The following is an 18066-nucleotide window of genomic DNA, read 5'->3' as shown; positions in this document are numbered from 1 at the left end:
ATGCGCGTGGTGCCGGGCTCGATCGTGCGCGTGCCGCTCGGGCCGCGCCAGGTCGCGGGAATCGTCTGGGACGGCGCCGTCGAAACCGTCGATGCGAAGAAACTGCGGCCGATCGAGGAGGTGTTCGACTGCCCGCCGATCGACAGGGCGATGCGCCGCTTCGTCGACTGGATCGCGCAATACACGCTGTCGGCCCCTGGCATGGTGGCCCGTATGCTGCTGCGCGCGCCCGAGGCGTTCGATCCGGAGCCGTGGATCGAAGGGCTGCAGCGCACGCTGGCCGGGCCGGGCCGGATGACCGACGCGCGGCGGCGCGTGCTGGAGACGGCCGAAGGCGGGCTTGCCTGGACGCGCTCGGGGCTGGCGCATGCCGCGGGCGTCTCCTCGACCGTCATCGACGGGTTGCGGGCACAGGGCGTGTTCGAGACGGTGATGATCCCGCCGCGTCCGGTGGTGGCGGCGCCCGATCCCGGCCATGCCATGCCTGAATTGATGCCTGACCAGAAAGCGGCGGCGGAGAAACTGCGCGCCGCTGTCGCGGCCGATGCTTTCAATGTCACCCTTCTCGACGGCGTCACCGGATCGGGCAAAACGGAAGTCTATTTCGAGGCGATAGCGGCGGCGCTCGAGAAGGGCAGGCAGGTGCTGATCCTTCTGCCGGAAATTGCGCTCACCCATGCCTTCCTCGAACGTTTCCAGGACCGGTTCGGCGCCAAGCCGGCGGAGTGGCACTCCGACCTGCCGCCCCGGATGCGCGAACGCGTCTGGCGCCAGATCGCGGAGGGCGGCGTGCGCGTCGTCGCCGGCGCGCGTTCGGCGCTATTCCTGCCGTTCAAGGAACTCGGCCTGATCGTCGTCGACGAGGAGCACGATCCCGCCTACAAGCAGGAAGACCGCGTCTTCTACAATGCGCGCGACATGGCGGTGGTGCGCGGCCATATCGGTGGCTTCCCGGTCGTGCTCGCTTCGGCGACGCCCTCGGTGGAAAGCCGGGTCAATGCCGGCCAGGGCCGCTACGACCGGGCCGTGCTGTCGTCGCGTTTCGCCGAGGCAGCGCTTCCCGACCTGAAGTCGATCGACATGCGGCGCTCGCCGCCGGCGCGAGGCGGCTTCCTGTCGCCTCTCCTTCTGGAGCAGATGCAGCGCACGCTGGAGAGGAAGGAGCAGTCGCTGCTCTTCCTCAACAGGCGCGGCTATGCGCCGCTGACGCTTTGCCGCGTTTGCGGCCATCGCTTCGGCTGCCCGGTCTGCTCGGCCTGGCTGGTCGAGCATCGGTTTCGCGGCCAGCTCGTCTGCCATCATTGCGGCCACAACGAGCGGCGGCCGGAGGCCTGCCCGGAATGCGGCACGCTCGACCATCTGGTGGCATGCGGCCCAGGCGTCGAGCGCATCGCCGAGGAGGTGGTGGGGCATTTCCCCGATGCCCGCACCATCGTGCTGTCGTCCGACCTTCTCGGCGGCGTACGCCGGCTCAGGCTCGAGCTCGAGGCCGTCGCCAATGGCGAGGCCGATATCGTCATCGGCACTCAGCTCGTCGCCAAGGGTCACAATTTCCCCGGCATGACGCTGGTCGGCGTGGTCGATGCGGATCTGGGATTGGCCAATGGCGATCCGCGCGCCGCCGAGCGCACCTTCCAGCTGCTCAGCCAGGTGACGGGGCGCGCCGGCCGCACCGGCAAGAAGAGCCTCGGCCTTTTACAGACCTACCAGCCGGATCATCCGGTGATGCGGGCGATCGTCTCGGGCGATTCGGAAGCGTTTTACGAGCGCGAGATCGCCGAGCGCGAACGGGCGGCGCTGCCGCCCTTCGGCCGGCTCGCCGGCATCATCGTCAGCGCCGCGACACGCGGCGAGGCGGAAAGCCATGCGCGGGGTTTAAGGCGCGCGGCGCCGCAGGCTGCCGACCTCTTCGTGCTCGGCCCGGCCGAGGCGCCCTTGTCGCTGATCGGCGGCCGTCACCGCTTCCGGCTGTTGGTGCAAGGCGAACGGCGCGCGGACATGCAAGGCTTTATTCGGGCGATGCTGGCGAATGGACCGAAGCTGCGCGGCTCGGTCAGGGTGCAGGTCGACATCGACCCGCAGAGCTTCCTATAAGCTGAGAGACAGTCCCAACGGAGTGCCCGCCTATGAAAACCCTCGGCCTGATCGGCGGCATGAGCTGGGAATCGACGGCGATCTATTACCGCCTGCTCAACGAGATCGTGCGCGAGCGGCTGGGCAGGCTGCATTCGGCCAAGCTATTGTTGTGGTCGTTCGATTTCGCCGAGATCGCCGAACGCCAGCATGCCGGCGATTGGGAAGGCGCGGGCGTCCTTCTGGTGGAAGCCGCGCGCAAGCTGGAGGCGGGCGGCGCCGAGGGCCTGGTGATCTGCACCAACACCATGCACAGGCTGGCCGACGCGGTGCATGCGGCCATATCGATCCCGCTCATCCATATCGCCGACGCCACCGCGCATGCCGTCCTCGATGCCGGCGTGAAGCGGCCGGCGCTGCTGGCAACGCGCTTCACCATGGAGCAGGATTTCTACAAGGGACGGCTCGCGGACAAATACGGCCTGCAGCCGATCGTGCCGGACCAGGCCGGCCGTGACATGGTGCACCGGGTGATTTATGACGAGCTTTGCCAGGGCATCATCAGGCCCGAATCGAAATCCGCCTATCTCGACGAGGTCGGCCGGATGCGGCGCACCGACCGGGTGGACGGCATCATCATGGGCTGCACCGAGATCACCATGCTGATCGGCCAGGGCGATTTCGACGTTCCAGTCTTCGACACGACGCGCATCCATGCCGCGGCCGCGATCGATTTCGCGCTCGCCTGATGCGCTGTACCTAATGTGCCCGCCGTCCTCTGGCGCGCCTTCATTCCCTGGCTAGAATGCCGCTGTTTCAGAACAAGAAATAGGAGGGGGATTTTATGGACTTCGCGTTTCCGTGGCCGGCGAGCCAGGGTGAGTGGCTGGCCTGGTCGAGCGCCGTCGTGACCTTGGCGCTCGGCCTGTTCCTGTTCCTGGCGCCGGGGCTTGCGTTTCGCGCGCTGCGCCTGCAGCCAAGGCCCGAGAAAGCGGCGGCGATCGCCGAGGGACGCGGCCGCATGTCGGGCTTCTATCTCGGCGTCAGCCTGTGCTGCATTCTTCTGGCGCAGCCGCTGCTTTACATGGCGCTGGGCTTCTCCTGGCTGTTCACCGCCTTCGGCCGGCTCTTGTCGATGATGTCGGACGGCGCCAACACCCCTTTCAACTGGGTTTCGATCGTGGTTGAATTGGCGCTGGCGGCGCTGCCGCTGGCCTTTGCCTTCGGCTTTGTACCGTGAATCCGGCGCTTGGGGTTCACCCCAGCCGCCTGATGCGACAAAAGTGCCTGAAAACCATGCCGGACGATGCATTGCGGTCTTAAAAAGCCTGTGCTAGACGGCAATCGACTTTCGACCGGGGATAGCGGAAGCCGCGCCTCCGTGCTTGGAAAAATGCAGTAAGGTCAAAGATTTAGCCAGAGTTTTCGCTCGCGCCAACAATCTGCGGCCTGTCAGACAAGAGAAAAGACGGTCCGTGGCCCAATCGTCATCGCCAATCTCAGCTGTCGCCGAACGCTATGCAGGCTCGCTGTTCGAGCTTGCGCTGCAGGACAATTCAGTCGCCAAGGTCGAGGCCGACCTCGCCAGCTTCGAGGCAATGCTCAACGGCAGCGACGATCTCGCGCGGCTGATCAACAGCCCGGTGTTTTCCGGCGAGGACCAGGCAAGGGCCATCGCCGCCATCGCCGATAAGGCCCAGATCACCGGCCTGGTCGGCAATTTCCTGCGCGTGGTCGCCAAGAACCGCCGCCTGTTCGCGGTGCCCGGCATGATCAAGGCGTTCCGCCAGATCGCCGCCGACCATCGCGGCGAGGCGTCAGCCGAGGTCACCTCGGCGCATGCGCTGACGGCCGCGCAGCAAGATGAACTCAAGGCGACGCTGAAGAGCATCGCCGGCAAGGATGTGGCCATTGCCATGACCGTCGATCCGTCGCTGCTCGGCGGGCTGATCGTCAAGATGGGCTCGCGCCAGATCGATACGTCGCTCAAAACCAAACTCAATTCGCTCAAGCTTGCACTGAAAGAGGTCGGCTGATGGACATCCGCGCCGCGGAAATTTCCGCAATTCTGAAAGACCAGATCAAGAATTTCGGCAGGGAGGCCGAGGTCTCCGAAGTCGGCCAGGTTCTGTCCGTCGGTGACGGCATCGCCCGCGTCTACGGCCTCGATAACGTCCAGGCTGGCGAGATGGTCGAATTCCCGGGCGGCATCCGCGGCATGGCGCTGAACCTCGAAGCCGACAATGTCGGCGTCGTCATCTTCGGTGCCGACCGCGACATCAAGGAAGGCGACACCGTCAAGCGCACCGGCGCCATCGTCGACGCGCCTGTCGGCATGGGCCTGCTCGGCCGCGTCGTCGACGCGCTGGGCAATCCGATCGACGGCAAGGGCCCGATCAAGGCGACCGAACGCAAGCGTGTCGACGTCAAGGCACCCGGCATCATCCCGCGCAAGTCGGTGCATGAGCCGATGTCGACCGGCCTCAAGGCCATCGATGCGCTGATCCCGGTCGGCCGCGGCCAGCGCGAGCTGGTCATCGGCGACCGCCAGACCGGCAAGACCGCCATCATCCTCGACACGATGCTGAACCAGAAGTCGGTGCACGACAACGGCCCCGAGAAGGAAAAGCTCTACTGCGTCTACGTCGCCGTCGGCCAGAAGCGCTCGACCGTCGCGCAGTTCGTCAAGGTGCTGGAGGAGCGCGGCGCGCTCGAATATTCGATCATCGTCGCCGCCACCGCGTCCGATCCGGCGCCGATGCAGTTCCTGGCGCCGTTCACCGCCTGCACCATGGGCGAATATTTCCGCGACAACGGCATGCATGCGCTGATCAGCTATGACGACCTGTCGAAGCAGGCGGTCGCCTACCGCCAGATGTCGCTCCTGCTGCGTCGCCCGCCGGGCCGCGAAGCCTATCCGGGCGACGTCTTCTACCTGCACTCGCGCTTGCTCGAGCGCGCCGCCAAGCTCAATGACGACAATGGCAACGGGTCGCTGACCGCGCTGCCGATCATCGAGACGCAGGCCAATGATGTGTCGGCCTACATCCCGACTAATGTGATCTCCATCACCGACGGCCAGATCTTCCTCGAAACCAACCTGTTCTTCCAGGGCATCCGTCCGGCGGTGAACGTCGGCCTGTCGGTGTCGCGCGTCGGCTCCTCGGCGCAGATCAAGGCGATGAAGCAGGTCGCCGGCTCCATCAAGGGCGAGCTCGCGCAGTATCGCGAAATGGCTGCCTTCGCGCAGTTCGGCTCCGATCTCGACGCGGCAACGCAGCGTCTGCTCAACCGCGGTTCGCGCCTGACCGAGCTGCTCAAGCAGCCGCAATTCTCGCCGCTCAAGGTCGAGGAACAGGTCGCGGTGATCTTCGCCGGCGTCAACGGCTATCTCGACAAGCTGCCGCTGAACCAGGTCGGCAAGTTCGAGCATGGGCTGCTCAGCCACATGCGCTCGGCCGGCAAGGACGTGCTCGACGGCATCCGCAAGGAGAAGGCGCTGTCGGACGATTTGCGCGCCAAGCTCAAGGCCGAGATCGACGCCTTCGCCAAGACCTTCGCTTGAACGAAGCTGGACGGGATCAGGTTTGAAGCATGGCTTCGTTAAAAGACCTTCGTAACCGTATCGCCTCGGTCAAGGCGACGCAGAAGATCACCAAGGCGATGCAGATGGTCGCCGCGGCGAAGCTGCGTCGCGCGCAGGAAGCGGCGGAAGCAGCTAGACCCTATTCCGAGCGCATGGGCGCGGTCCTGGCCAACATCACCCAGGCGATCGGCGGCGGCGGCGATGCCCCGGCGCTGATGACGGGCACCGGCAGGGACGACGTGCATCTGCTCATCGTCTGCACGGCGGAGCGCGGCCTGTGCGGCGGCTTCAACTCGCAGATCGCGCGCCTCGCCCGCGATCACATCCGCAGGCTGCTGGCCGACGGCAAGCAGGTGAAGATCATCTGCGTCGGCAAGAAGGGCTATGACATTCTGCGCCGCGACTACGCTTCGATGATCCTGGAGCGTGTCGACCTGCGCGAGGTGAAGACTCTCGGCTTCGCCAATGGCGATGCGATCGCGCGCAAGGTCATCCATCTCTTCAACGATGGCGGCTTCGACATCTGCACGCTGTTCTATTCGCAGTTCAAGTCGGTGATCAGCCAGATCCCGACGGCGCAGCAGATCATTCCGGCGGGCGCCGGATCCACCGCTCCCGAGGCGACCAATGGCGGCAATGCCGTCTACGAATACGAGCCGGAGCCGGGCGAGATCCTTTCCGACCTCATCCCGCGCAACATCGCCGTGCAGATATTCCGCGCGCTGCTGGAGAACGCGGCCGGCGAGATGGGCGCCAAGATGAGCGCGATGGACAATGCGACGCGCAACGCCGGCGACATGATCAACAAGCTGTCGATCACCTACAACCGCCAGCGGCAGGCGCAGATCACCAAGGAACTGATCGAGATCATTTCGGGCGCCGAGGCGCTCTAATCACGCGCCGCGCGGGATACCGGCGAGCGGCGTGAACAACGGATAGACGAAAAGGGCAAAGACGATGGCGAAAGCAGCTACCCCGAAGACCGCCGCCAAGGCGGCACCGGCCCCCAAGGCGGCGAAGGCCCCGGCAGCAGCCGCGAAGGACGCCGCTCCGGCGAAGAAGACGGCCGCTCCGGCCAAGGCTGCGGCTCCGGCCAAGGCGGCGAGCGTATCGACGAAGCGGGTCGGCGCCGCCGGCAAGGTCCGCCAAGTCATCGGCGCTGTCGTCGACGTGCAGTTCGAGGATCACCTGCCGGCCATTCTGAACGCGCTGGAAACCGACAATGTCGGCAACCGCCTCGTGCTCGAGGTGGCCCAGCATCTCGGCGAGAACACCGTGCGCTGCATCGCCATGGACTCCACCGAAGGCCTGGTCCGCGGCCAGAACGTCTATGACACCGGCGCGCCGATCTCGGTCCCGGTCGGCCCTGGCATGCTCGGCCGCATCATCAACGTCATCGGCGAGCCGGTCGACGAGGAAGGCCCGGTCGACGGCGTCGAGATGCGCGCCATCCACCAGCCCGCTCCGGCCTATGTCGACCAGTCGACGGAAGCGCAGATCTTGGTCACCGGCATCAAGGTCCTCGACCTGCTCGCGCCTTATGCCCGCGGCGGCAAGATCGGCCTGTTCGGCGGCGCCGGCGTCGGCAAAACCGTGCTGATCCAGGAGCTGATCAACAACGTCGCCAAGGCCCATGGCGGCTTCTCGGTGTTCGCCGGCGTCGGCGAGCGTACCCGCGAAGGTAACGACCTCTATCACGAGTTCATCGAATCGGGCGTCAACAAGAAGGGCGGCGGTGCCGGCTCCAAGGCCGCGCTCGTCTACGGCCAGATGAACGAGCCGCCGGGCGCGCGCGCCCGCGTCGGCCTGACCGGCCTGACGGTCGCCGAATATTTCCGCGACCAGGGCCAGGACGTGCTGTTCTTCGTCGACAACATCTTCCGCTTCACGCAGGCGGGCTCGGAAGTGTCGGCGCTGCTCGGCCGCATTCCTTCCGCCGTGGGCTACCAGCCGACGCTGGCCACCGACATGGGCGCGCTGCAGGAACGCATCACGACCACGACCAAGGGCTCGATCACCTCGGTGCAGGCCATTTACGTGCCGGCCGACGACTTGACCGACCCGGCGCCGGCGACCTCCTTCGCCCACCTCGACGCCACGACCGTGCTGAACCGCGCGATCTCGGAAAAGGGCATCTACCCGGCCGTCGATCCGCTGGATTCCACCTCGCGCATGCTCGACCCAATGGTCGTCGGCGAGGAGCACTACCAGGTCGCCCGCCAGGTGCAGTCGATCCTTCAGCGCTACAAGTCGCTGCAGGACATCATCGCGATCCTTGGCATGGACGAGCTTTCGGAAGAGGACAAGCAGACGGTTGCCCGCGCCCGCAAGATCGAGCGCTTCCTGTCGCAGCCGTTCTTCGTCGCCGAAGTGTTCACCGGATCGCCGGGCAAGCTGGTCGACCTCGCCGACACCATCAAGGGCTTCAAGGGCCTTTGCGCCGGCGACTACGACCACCTGCCGGAAGCCGCCTTCTACATGGTCGGCGGCATCGACGAAGCGGTCGAGAAGGCGCAGCGCCTGGCGGCTGAAGCGGCATAAGAAAGCGAATAGCGAATAGGGAGTAGCGAATAGGGAGCAACGGGTTTGGCGAGTTTCTTCACTACTCGCTACTCGCTATTCCCTACCCGCTAAATTGAACATGGCTGAAGCTTTCAAGTTCGAACTGGTCTCGCCGGAAAAGCTGCTCGTTTCCGAGCAGGTCGAGTCGGTCGTCATCCCGGGCGCCGAAGGCGAGATGACGGTGATGGCGCTGCACGCGCCGGTCATGACGACCATCAAGCCCGGCGTCGTCACGATAAAGACCGCGGGCGGCAAGGAAGAGCGCTTCGTCGTGTTCGGCGGTTTCGCCGACATCCTGCCTTCCGGCTGCACGCTTCTTGCCGAATCGGCGACGCATGTGAACGACATCGATCGCGCCGATCTGGCTCGCCGCATCCAGGAGGCCAAGGAAGACGCGGCCGACGCCAAGGACGACGAGAGCCGCAGCAAGGCTGAGCAGTTCCTCAGCCAGCTCACCACGCTGGAAGGCGCGCTGCTGCCGGCCTGAAGTCCGTCTCAGACGACAGATCGATCCGCATCGGGCGACAATTTTGAAAGCGGGGCCTTGTCCCAGCCCCTAACCTAAATGTGGAATACTTCCTGTCGCGAAAATCTGGCTTTTGCACCTGATTTTTGCGACGGAACTCCCCCGAAAAATCAGCAATCCCGTTTTTGTCGCGGAAGTTAGGACTTCTGCGATACTACGCCATATAACCGCCATCGAGAACTAGCGGACTTCCGAGCATGAAGGATGCCGCATCCGAGCAAAGCCAGAGAACGCCGCCTGCGACTTCAGCAGGCGTTCCAAGCCGACCGATCGGCTCTTGCGCCGTGATCTGAGCGCCAATTTCCCCGTTCTTTTTTATGAAATTTTCGACAGGCGGTGTGCCGATCCAGCCAGGGCAAATCGCTGTAATACGAACGCCGTCCTTGGCATGTTCAAGTGCCGCGCTTCGCGTTAAGCCCAACACTCCGTGCTTGGCAGCGGCATATGCCGCCCCTCCCGGAAGCGGATAACCTCGCAGTCCATCGACCGACGAATTATTGACGATGACACCGCGCCCGGCTTTGAGCATGGCGGGCAACTGATAGCGCATGCAGAGAAAAACGGACGTAAGATAACCGTTGATCGTCTTACCCCATGCATCTTCGCTCATGCTCGCGATTGGAGACATTTTTCCTCCGCTGCCAGCATTGTTAAAGGCGTAGTCGATCTGTCCGTGCTCTTTCAGTATTGAAGATATAAGCCTATCGACATCGCGACCGCCCGTCACATCGCACTGCGTCCATCTTCCACGGCCATCGTCCGAGAGCGTTGTTAGAGCCTGCTTCGCGCGCTTTTCATTGCGGCTAGCGATGATGACGGTCGCCCCCTCATGAGCAAAGGCTTGGGCTGTCGCCAGACCAATTCCTGTGCTGCCGCCCGTCACAAGAGCAATCTTGCCGCTCATTTCAGGATATCTTCTTGGTGAAAGTTCATGCGCCACAGATTGTCTCCTTGCCGCGAAAAATGCCGGACCTACAACGCAGCGGATCTAGGATTGCGTGGGCCGTCAAGGTCACTCATGTACTGATCGAGGTGCCGTTCCCACAATGCTGGTTTGAATAGCAAAGCATGGCCCATTGGGGGCCGCTCGGCTGTTCTGGAACTCGAGAGGTCTCGATTATGCTTCGCGCCAGGTCGTGAACGGGTCGGCCGGTAAGCCGCCGTCGAGCCGCTAGTTTCCCGACACAGGGATTTTGAAAGGTTGGCGTTTGTCTTGGTGCAAGATTTCCGTTCATTTGCGTGAAATAAGCGCAAACGCCGGAGATTGGTTGAAGCCGCCCCAAGCTCGTCATTCTATGGCGGAGCAAGGAGCGAAGCGACGCGCGCAGACCATAGAATCCATTCCGTTACCTGTAGGCGTTGCAGCGGTGCAGAATTCTGCTCCGTTGCACGCCTTGGCGAAGGTAACGGCATGGATTCCAGGGTCTTCGCGACGGAGCTTCGCTCCTGCTCCGCCCTGGAATGACGATCGCGATGGGCGTTTCGGCCAATCTCCAAGGCATGCCGCCTGCCAACGCAAACAGAGCCGACCGGTCAAAGTCCCTGTGCAGGGCCACTAGACCTAATCGGCCTTTCCGCTCTTGCCATTAATGCCGAGCGCGGCAAGAGCCAGCTGCGGACCGCCCTGCTTGAAATGGACGAGACGTGTGGCGACTAATTCGATTAATTTCCGCCGTTCCGGGTGGCCTTTGGCGAAGCCGGCGAGGTCGAACACGGCCTCGGCCATTGTCGCCGTCGGCAGATTGCGGCCGAACAGCTCGCCGAGGGCAGCATCGAGCGGATCGGTGAAGTGGCCCTCGGGCAAAGTCCCGCCGCGTGCGGCGCAGGCGGCGATCCAGGCGGCGACAACCAGCGACAGATGTTCCGGCAGCAAGCCGGCCTCCAGCCGGGCGAGGGCGGAGGCGACGATGCGTTGCGGCAGCTTCTGGCTGCCGTCATTGGCGATCTGCGCAGTGCGGTGGGCGAGTGCGGTGTTGGAAAAGCGTGCGGCAAGCTCGGCCGTGTAGGCGCTAGTGTCGAGCCCGGCATCCTGCGGCAGGGTTGGAATGGCCTCGGCCCAGAGCCTGTCGACGAACTGCCGGATCGCCGGATCGGCAAAGGCGCGGTCGACGGTGGCGTGGCCGCTGAGCAGGCCGAGATAGGCGATGCCCGAATGCGCGCCGTTGAGGAGCCTCAGCTTCATGTCCTCGAAGGGGCCGACGTCCTCGACCATGGTGACGCCGAATTTCTCCCAGGCCGGCCGCCCGGCGGGAAAGCGGTCCTCGATCACCCATTGGCGGAACGGCTCGGTCATCACCGGCCACGCGTCATCGATGCCGAGCTGTTGCGCAATGCGCGCCCGGTCCTCGTCCGTCGTCGCGGGTACGATGCGGTCGACCATGCTTGAGGGGAAGGCCACTTCCTCGGCGACATGGCGCGCTAGCCCAGCATCATCCTGGCGGATGAGCCGTTGATCCCGGAGTTTCGCGAACTCGATCAACAGCCGATGCAGGGTGGCGCCGTTGGCCGGCAGGTTGTCGCAGCATAGCACGGTGAAAGGGGGTGTGCCCGCCGCGCGCCTGCGCGCGAGCGACTCCGCGAGAAATCCATGCGCCGTCTTCGGCGATCCGGGGTTGGCGAGGTCGTGGACAATTTCGGGGTGCGCCCTGTCGAGCGTGCCGTCGGCTGCCCGAAGATAGGCCTTTTCGGTGATGGTGAGCGTGACGATGCGGGTGCGCGGATCGGTGAGCGCGGCGAGCACCGCGCCAGGGTCCTCCGGGGCGACGAGCAAGGACTGGATCGAGCCGATGACCTGCAGCTGTTCGCCGACGCTGTCCCTGATCGCCAGCGTATAGAGCCCGTCCTGCGGCTTGAGCGCATCGCGCGTGTCGGGGCTGCGCAGCGAGACGCCGATGATGCCCCAATCGCTCTCGCCATCCGCCAGACAGGCATCGACATAGGCGGCCTGGTGGGCACGGTGAAAGGCGCCGACGCCAAGATGGACGATGCCGGGCGCGACGGACTTGCGGTCGTAGCGAGGCACCAGAACTTCGGCCGGCAGCTCCGCAAGGGTGGCGTTGGACAGGCGGCCGTTCATGGAAGCTGGTCTCCGATCGGAAAACGACGGCAGCGACCTAACATCCGCTGTCGCCGTGCACAATGGCCGGGTTCCATTCGAAAGTCATCATACAACTGCATAATATTTGTATGTTGACATTATCTCCGGCCGATCTACCAATAGCGAAGCCTGGGAGGAGCCGCGTGGCCGCATTGACCGATCCGGACCTGCTGTTTTCGCCGGAAACGCGATCATTGGCGCGGGCCCTTTATGCGGGCGTGAAGGACCTGCCGATCGTCAGTCCGCACGGCCACACCGACCCGCGCTGGTACGCGCTTAACGAAGCGTTTTCCGACCCGGCGCAGCTCTTGATCGTGCCGGACCATTACATTTTCCGCATGCTGTTCAGCCAGGGCGTGCGGCTGGAGGAACTCGGCGTCCCGACGCTCGACGGCGCACCCGTCGAAACCGACGGCCGGGCCATCTGGCGGCGCTTCGCCGAGCATTATTATCTCTTCCGCGGCACGCCGACGCGGCTGTGGCTCGACCATGTGTTCGAGCATCTGTTCGGCATCGGGGAGCCGCTCACCGCAGCCAGCGCCGACCGCATCTACGACACCATCGCCGCGCTGCTGCAACGCGACGACTATCGGCCGCGCGCGCTGTTCGAACGCTTCAACATCGAAGTGATCGCGACGACCGAAGGCGCGCTCGACGACCTCAAATGGCACCGGACGATCCGCGACAGCGGCTGGAAGGGCCGCGTCGTCACCGCGTATCGGCCGGACGCCGTGGTCGATCCCGATTTCGGGGGCTTCGCGGCCAATCTGGATAGGCTTGGCGAGATCACCGGATGCGACACCGGCACGTGGTCCGGCTATCTCGAGGCGCACCGAAAGCGCCGCGCCTATTTCAAGGAGTTCGGCGCGACCTCGTCCGATCACGGCCATCCGACGGCCGAGACCGCCAATCTCTCCGACGCGGCGGCGCAGGAGTTGTTCAACCGCATCCGGCGCGGCTCCGAGGATGAGCGCGAGCGAAAGCTGTTCCGAGCCCAGATGCTGACCGAGATGGCCAAGATGAGCCGCGACGACGGCCTGGCGATGCAGATCCATCCTGGATCATGGCGCAATCATTCGCCTTCCGTTTTCCAGAAGTTCGGCCGCGACAAGGGCTTCGATATCCCGATCCGGACCGATTATGTGGCGGCGCTGAAGCCGCTGCTCGATTGCGTCGGGCTGGAGCGCGACCTCACGATCATCCTGTTCACGCTCGACGAGACGAGCTATGCGCGCGAGCTGGCGCCGCTCGCCGGCGTCTATCCGGCGCTCAAGCTCGGGCCGGCCTGGTGGTTCCACGATAGCCCGGAAGGCATGCGCCGCTTCCGCGAGATGACCACCGAGACGGCGGGCTTCTACAACACCGTCGGCTTCAATGACGACACGCGCGCCTTCCCGTCGATCCCGGCGCGCCACGACGTCGCGCGGCGTGTCGACTGCGCCTTTCTGGCGCGCCTCGTCGCCGAGCATCGCCTCCGGGAGCAGGAGGCGCATGAGCTGGCGCGGGAGCTTGCCTACTCGCTTGCCAAGAAGGCGTACCGACTCTGAACCAAGGTATTCGTGAATTTTTGAAGGGAGGAAAGACATGTTGCGTATTTCGAGATTGCTGGCGGCGACATTCGCCATCGGGTCCTTGATGATCGGCGCCGCGCAGGCCGAAACCGTCCTGCGCTCTTCGGACACCCATCCGGACGGCTATCCGACAGTCGAGGCGGTCAAATATATGGGCGAGCTGATCAAGCAACGCACCAACGGGCGCTATTCGATCGAGGTCTATCATTCGGCGCAGCTCGGCGAGGAAAAGGACACGATCGAGCAGACCCAGGCCGGTGTCATCGACCTCGATCGCGTCTCCATGGGGCCGTTCAACGGCATCGTGCCGGAAACCGCCGTGCCGTCGTTGCCCTACATCTTCCGCTCGGTCGAGCATATGCGGCATGTCATGGACGGGCCGATCGGCGACCAGATCCTGAAGGCGTTCGAGGCGCATGACCTTGTCGGACTCGCCTTCTACGATTCCGGCGCGCGCTCCTTCTACAACACCAAGAAGGACATCGCCTCGATGGCAGACATGAAAGGCATGAAGTTCCGCGTCATCCAGTCGGACGTCTTTGTCGACATGGTGAATGCGCTCGGCGCCAACGCCACGCCGATGGCCTATGGCGAGGTCTATTCGGCGCTGCAGACCGGCGTCATCGACGGCGCCGAGAACAACTGGCCGAGCTTCGAATCCGCCAAGCATTACGAGGTCGCCAAGCACTACACGCTGGATCAGCACCAGATCGTGCCGGAAGTGCTGGTGATGTCGAAGGCAAGCTGGGACAAGCTGGCGCCGGAAGACCAGGCGATCGTGCGCCAGGCGGCCAAGGACAGCGTCGTCAAGATGCGCGAGCTGTGGGACGCGCAGGAGAAGAAGTCGCGCGACATCGTCGAGAAGGCCGGCGTCAAGATCAGCGAGATCGACAAGCAGCCGCTGATCGACGCCATGAAGCCGGTCTACGACAAATATCTGTCGACGCCCGAGCTCAAGGACCTCGCCGCCCGTATCCAGGCGACGAAATGACCGGGATCGGCAACCGGCCCGGCGGCACGCAGGCCTCCGTGCTGCCATCCAGCCGGTCGGGTCCGAAAGGCTTCTGGCTGCGGGTGGAACGGGCCCTTTCCGGGCTGGCGCGGTTGGCCTTGTGGATCAGCGGAACCGGGTTGACGCTGATGACCGTCATCATCTTTTGGCAGGTCTTCTCGCGCTACGTGCTGAACCGCTCGCCGAGCTGGACCGAGTCCTCATCCGTGCTGCTGATGGGCTGGTTCATCTTTCTCGGCGCCGCCGTCGGCGTGCGCGAGCGCACGCATCTCGGCTTCGACGTGCTGCTCTATGTCTTGCCTGCCTCGGCCAAGGCGGTGCTGCGCAGCATTTCCGATCTCGTCGTGCTGGCCTTCGGCGCCGGCATGATCGTCTATGGCGTGCAGCTGGCCAGGCTGACCTGGAACACGGTGATGCCGTCGCTCGCCTTGCCCGGCGGCGTCAGCTTCCTGCCGGTCATCCTGGGAGGCGGGCTGGTCTGCCTGTTTTCACTCGAGCGGCTGGCGGGGCGCTTTGCCGGGCTGCCGGTCGATGCCGACATCTACGCGACCGGCGAGGAGCTCTGAACCATGGCGCTGATCGTGCTTTTCGGCACTTTCGTCTTCCTGCTGGTTATCGGCACGCCGATCGCGTTCTGCCTCGGCGTCGCCAGCTTCGCGACGATCCTCACGATCGGCCTGCCACCGGTCGTTGTGTTCCAGCGGCTCAATTCCGGCGTCAGCGTCTTTTCGCTGATGGCCATTCCGTTCTTCATCTTCGCCGGCGACCTTATGGTTCGCGGCGGCATCGCCGCCCGCCTGGTGGCATTGGCCGGGTCCCTGGTCGGCCATCTGCGCGGCGGCCTGGGCCAAGTCAACATTGCCGCGTCGACCATGTTCGGCGGCATTTCCGGTTCGGCAGTGGCCGATGCCTCAGCGGTCGGCGGGCTGATGATCCCGCAGATGAAGGCGCGCGGCTACGGCGTCGACTATGCCGTCAACATCACCTCCGTCGGCGCCATCATTGCGCTGCTGATCCCGCCGTCGCACAACATGATCATCTATTCGATCTCGGCCGGCGGCCGCATCTCGATCGCGGATCTTTTCACCGCCGGCGTTCTGCCGGGGCTGTTGCTGGCCCTGTCGCTGATGGTCACCGCCTATGTGGTGGCAAGCCGGCGCGGCTATCCGACGGAACCCTTTGCCGGTTTCGGCCGGGCCTTGCAGCTGCTTGTCGCCGCCATTCCCGGGCTGATCCTGATCGGCATCATCTTTGGCGGCGTCCGCTCGGGCATCTTCACTGCCACCGAAAGCTCCTGCATTGCCATCGTCTATGCTTTCCTGGTGACGTTGATCATCTACCGCTCGATGAGCTGGAACGATTTCGTCACCGCGACGACCGCGGCGGTGCGCACGACAGCGATGGTGCTGATGATCATCGGCTGCGCCGCGGCCTTCGGCTGGCTGCTGGCCTATCTGCGGGTTCCGGCAGCGCTTGTCGCGTTTTTGCAGTCCGTGTCCGACAACAAGCTGGTCATACTGCTCCTGATCAATGTCGTCCTGCTCATCCTCGGCACATTCATGGACATGTCGCCGCTCATCATCATCACCACGCCGATCTTCCTGCCGGTGGTCATGGCCTATGGCGTCGATCCCGTGCATTTCGGCGTCATCCTGATCCTCAATCTCGGCATCGGCCTCTGCACGCCGCCGGTCGGCGCGGTGCTGTTCGTCAGTTGCGCCATCGGCCGCATTCCCATCTGGACGGCAATGCGCTCGATCTGGCCGTTCTATGGAGCGGCCTTCATGGTGCTGATGCTTGTCACCTACATACCGGAAATCTCATTGTGGCTGCCGAGCCTGTTCCATTAGGAGGGCACCACGTGTCCCAAACAGTTGCCGACCTCAGGGTCGAACGCAAACCGAAACTGTCGGAGACCGTGGTCGCGGCGATCCGCAAGCAGCTCTTGGCAGGCGAGATTCCGCCCGGACAGAAGCTGCCGACCGAAGGCCAGCTGACGGAGACTTTCGGCGTCAGCCGCACGGTTATCCGCGAGGCGCTGGCCAAGCTTGCCGCCGATGGCCTGGTCGAAGCGCGGCAAGGCGCCGGCGTCTTCGTCAGCGAGCACATCTCGACGAGCTTCGGCGTTTTGGCCGCCGACATGGGAGCCAAGGATTCGGTCGCGCTCAACGTGCTCGAGGTCCGTCTCGCGATCGAGATCGAATCGGCGGGCCTCGCCGCCATCCGCCGCAACGCCGCCCAGGAGGCCGCGATCCAGGAGGCCTTCTTCGAGTTCGAGCGGCTGCTGCTCGCCAGCCAGCCGACGGGCCCGGCCGACCTCGCCTTCCACCGCGCGATCGCCAGCGCCACCAACAACCCGTTCTATGTCGAGATGCTCGATGTGCTGGGACGCCGCGCCATTCCCTGCGACGTGACCTCGCCCTGGTCGACAGAGCTCGTCCAGTCGGACGAGTACCAGCGCGGCCTGCAGCGCGAGCATCTCGTCATTCTCAACACGATCTCGGCAGGCGATGCCGAGGCCGCGCGCGAGGCGATGCGCACGCATCTGACCCGCAGCCAGCAGCGCTACCGCGAGCGGCTGCAGGCCAGACAGGCCTATTATGCCAATTCGCTGAAAGCCGCACCGACCGAGTGACCGTCAGACAAGGCCTGGAAATGAACCAGACACATACCGAATTTTCCTCGCGCTTCGCCATCGATCCCATCACCGCCGCGGCCATGGGAACAGACGAGCTGCGCCACCATTTCCATGTCGAGGGGCTTTTCCAGCCGGGCCTCGTCAGCCTGACCTACACGCATTACGACCGCATGATCGTCGGCGGCGCCATGCCTATCGACAAGATCCTGCCGCTCGAGGCGATCAAGCCGACCGGAACCAAGGCTTTCCTCGACCGCCGCGAACTGATCGCCGTCAACATCGGCGGCGCCGGCACCGTCACGGCCGACGGCCTGCCTTACGAATTGGCGGCGCGCGACATGGTCTATCTCGGCATGGGCGCTGAGCAGGTGTCGTTCGCCTCGGCGGAGCCCGACAGGCCGGCAAAATTCTACCTGCTTAGCGCACCGGCGCATCGGACCTATCCCAGCCAGTTGATTCGCATCGGCGACGCCAGGCGGCTCGACCTCGGCAGCCAGGCGACCAGCAACGAACGCTCGATCTTCCAGTTCATCCACGCCGACGGCGTCAAGACCTGCCAGCTCGTCGTCGGCATGACGCAGCTCGCGCCAGGCTCGGTGTGGAACACCATGCCCTGCCACGTGCATGACCGGCGCATGGAAGCCTATCTCTATTTCGATCTGCCGGAAGGGCAGCGCGTCTTCCACTTCATGGGCGAACCGGACGAGACGCGCCACATCGTCATGCGCAGCGAGGAGGCGGTGCTGTCGCCGGGCTGGTCGATCCATTCGGGCGCCGGCACGTCCAACTACGCCTTCATCTGGGCGATGGCCGGAGACAATGTCGACTATACCGACGTCGATCAGGTGGCAATGGATCAATTGCGGTGAGCGATCTTTCCGCCTTCAGCCTCACGGGCAAGCGCATCCTGGTCACCGGCGCCAACACCGGCATCGGGCAAGGCATCGCCGTGTCGGTCGCGCGCGCCGGCGGCCTGGTCGTCGGCGTCGGCCGTTCGGCGA

16 protein-coding genes and 1 pseudogene are annotated in these 18066 nt (G+C 64.4%); 15 read left to right on the top strand and 2 right to left on the bottom strand.

Annotated elements, in window-relative coordinates:
* From FJ980_RS23600 to FJ980_RS23565, 8 genes are all read left to right on the top strand, one after another.
* Positions 1-2094: primosomal protein N' (locus tag FJ980_RS23600; protein WP_140546142.1), on the top strand; the 2094-nt coding region annotated here is incomplete at its 5' end.
* A 32-nt stretch (positions 2095-2126) separates the two neighbouring features.
* Positions 2127-2822: an aspartate/glutamate racemase family protein gene (locus tag FJ980_RS23595; protein ID WP_140546141.1), complete on the top strand. Its 696-nt coding sequence runs from the start codon at positions 2127-2129 to the stop codon at positions 2820-2822.
* A gap of 95 nt (positions 2823-2917) precedes the next feature.
* Positions 2918-3313, top strand: a complete 396-nt coding sequence (locus FJ980_RS23590) for a DUF4345 family protein (RefSeq protein WP_140546140.1) — start codon at positions 2918-2920, stop codon at positions 3311-3313.
* A gap of 235 nt (positions 3314-3548) precedes the next feature.
* Complete coding sequence (locus FJ980_RS23585) at positions 3549-4109, top strand: F0F1 ATP synthase subunit delta (RefSeq protein WP_140546139.1); 561 nt, start codon at positions 3549-3551, stop codon at positions 4107-4109.
* Positions 4109-5638, top strand: a complete 1530-nt coding sequence (atpA, locus tag FJ980_RS23580; RefSeq protein WP_140546138.1) for a F0F1 ATP synthase subunit alpha — start codon at positions 4109-4111, stop codon at positions 5636-5638. The genes FJ980_RS23585 and atpA overlap by 1 nt, the downstream gene beginning before the upstream one ends.
* A gap of 29 nt (positions 5639-5667) precedes the next feature.
* Positions 5668-6552 (top strand): F0F1 ATP synthase subunit gamma, encoded by an 885-nt coding sequence (locus FJ980_RS23575; protein ID WP_140546137.1) that lies wholly within the window; start codon positions 5668-5670, stop codon positions 6550-6552.
* Between the two features lie 64 nt (positions 6553-6616).
* Positions 6617-8200: a F0F1 ATP synthase subunit beta gene (gene atpD / locus FJ980_RS23570; RefSeq protein WP_140546136.1), complete on the top strand. Its 1584-nt coding sequence runs from the start codon at positions 6617-6619 to the stop codon at positions 8198-8200.
* 100 nt (positions 8201-8300) lie between these two features.
* Positions 8301-8708: a F0F1 ATP synthase subunit epsilon gene (locus tag FJ980_RS23565; RefSeq protein ID WP_140546135.1), complete on the top strand. Its 408-nt coding sequence runs from the start codon at positions 8301-8303 to the stop codon at positions 8706-8708.
* 193 nt (positions 8709-8901) lie between these two features.
* On the opposite strand, the gene FJ980_RS23560 is transcribed toward FJ980_RS23565, so the two are convergent.
* On the bottom strand, positions 8902-9651 hold the full coding sequence (locus FJ980_RS23560) for an SDR family oxidoreductase (RefSeq protein WP_140546134.1): 750 nt from the start codon (positions 9649-9651) through the stop codon (positions 8902-8904).
* A 657-nt stretch (positions 9652-10308) separates the two neighbouring features.
* Complete coding sequence (locus FJ980_RS23555) at positions 10309-11823, bottom strand: mannitol dehydrogenase family protein (protein ID WP_140546133.1); 1515 nt, start codon at positions 11821-11823, stop codon at positions 10309-10311.
* 164 nt (positions 11824-11987) lie between these two features.
* Here FJ980_RS23555 and uxaC point away from each other — a divergent pair, with 164 nt between their 5' ends.
* The 7 genes and pseudogenes from uxaC to FJ980_RS35485 form a co-directional block, all read left to right on the top strand.
* Positions 11988-13391, top strand: coding sequence for a glucuronate isomerase (uxaC, locus tag FJ980_RS23550; RefSeq protein WP_140546132.1), 1404 nt, complete (start codon positions 11988-11990; stop codon positions 13389-13391).
* Positions 13392-13428: 37 nt separating this feature from the next.
* Positions 13429-14406: a TRAP transporter substrate-binding protein gene (locus FJ980_RS23545; protein ID WP_140546131.1), complete on the top strand. Its 978-nt coding sequence runs from the start codon at positions 13429-13431 to the stop codon at positions 14404-14406.
* Entirely contained in the window at positions 14403-14993 is a 591-nt protein-coding gene (locus tag FJ980_RS23540; protein ID WP_246676523.1) for a TRAP transporter small permease, read from the top strand. The genes FJ980_RS23545 and FJ980_RS23540 overlap by 4 nt, the downstream gene beginning before the upstream one ends.
* Positions 14994-14996: 3 nt before the next feature.
* A complete protein-coding gene (locus FJ980_RS23535; protein WP_140546130.1) occupies positions 14997-16277 on the top strand; it encodes a TRAP transporter large permease in 1281 nt (426 codons plus the stop codon).
* Between the two features lie 11 nt (positions 16278-16288).
* Positions 16289-17062, top strand: coding sequence for a FadR/GntR family transcriptional regulator (locus tag FJ980_RS23530; RefSeq protein ID WP_140546129.1), 774 nt, complete (start codon positions 16289-16291; stop codon positions 17060-17062).
* Positions 17063-17082: 20 nt separating this feature from the next.
* Positions 17083-17934 carry a 5-dehydro-4-deoxy-D-glucuronate isomerase gene (gene kduI / locus FJ980_RS23525; protein ID WP_140546128.1) on the top strand — a complete coding sequence of 284 codons (852 nt, stop codon included), beginning with the start codon at positions 17083-17085 and terminating at the stop codon, positions 17932-17934.
* Positions 17931-18066 (top strand): annotated as a pseudogene (locus tag FJ980_RS35485) (2-deoxy-D-gluconate 3-dehydrogenase); the annotation flags it as partial. The gene kduI and the pseudogene FJ980_RS35485, both read left to right, overlap by 4 nt.

It is taken from the genome of Mesorhizobium sp. B1-1-5 (genome assembly GCF_006443065.1).
Lineage (GTDB): Bacteria > Pseudomonadota > Alphaproteobacteria > Rhizobiales > Rhizobiaceae > Mesorhizobium.
This window is presented reverse-complemented; position numbering and strand designations above follow the sequence as displayed.